The following is a 769-nucleotide window of genomic DNA, read 5'->3' on the forward strand; positions in this document are numbered from 1 at the left end:
GCAACCTCTGGTACCGCACCGACGCGACTCGCGCACGCTGTCCGACGACGGGTCCGGCCCGCAGCACGACACCGCGCCCGCCGCCGCCGAGACGCGGTGATGCGCCGCCCCGGCCTCGCCCGCCGCGAGATCGGCCCGCGATGCTGAGCGTCGCCGGCCTCACCCAGCGCTATGGCGAGCGCGCGGCGCTGCAGTCGCTGAGCCTCGCGCTGCGCCCCGGCGAGTTCACCGCGCTGCTCGGCCCCAACGGCGCCGGCAAGTCCACGCTGTTCCAGGTGCTCACCGGCCTGTTCGCGGCCGACGAGGGCGAGGTCGAGGTGGCCGGCCACTCGCTGCGCCACGCCGCGCCGGCCGCGCTGCGCCACATCGGCGTGGTGTTCCAGCAGATCTCGCTCGACCTCGACCTGAGCGTGCGCCGCAACCTGCTGTTCCACGCCGACCTGCACGGCCTGCCGCGCGCGCTGGCCCGCGAGCGCATCGCCGAGGACAGCGCGCGCTTCGGGCTGGCCGCCACCGACCTGGACCGCAAGGCACGCGAGCTGTCGGGCGGCAACCGCCGCAAGGTCGAGCTGGTGCGCGCCGGCCTGCACCGCCCGGCCGTGCTGCTGATGGACGAGGCCACCGTGGGCCTGGACCCCCAGTCGCGCCGTGACCTGCTGGCCGCGCTGCGCGAGGACGTGCGCACGCGCGGCGTCTGCGTGCTGTGGGCCACGCACTGGGTCGAGGAGGCCGAGCCGGCCGACCGCGTGCTGGTGCTGCACAGGCCGCC

General features: G+C 76.3%; 1 protein-coding gene. It reads left to right on the plus strand.

Annotated features, from left to right (window positions below; translation table 11 throughout):
• Positions 1-140: 140 nt before the first annotated feature.
• A partial coding sequence (locus Y694_RS22105; RefSeq protein WP_036236849.1) for an ABC transporter ATP-binding protein occupies positions 141-769 on the plus strand: 629 nt, incomplete at its 3' end.

Origin of the sequence: Methylibium sp. T29-B, from assembly GCF_000576225.1 — a bacterium.
Taxonomy (GTDB): Bacteria; Pseudomonadota; Gammaproteobacteria; order Burkholderiales; family Burkholderiaceae_C; genus Methylibium; species Methylibium petroleiphilum.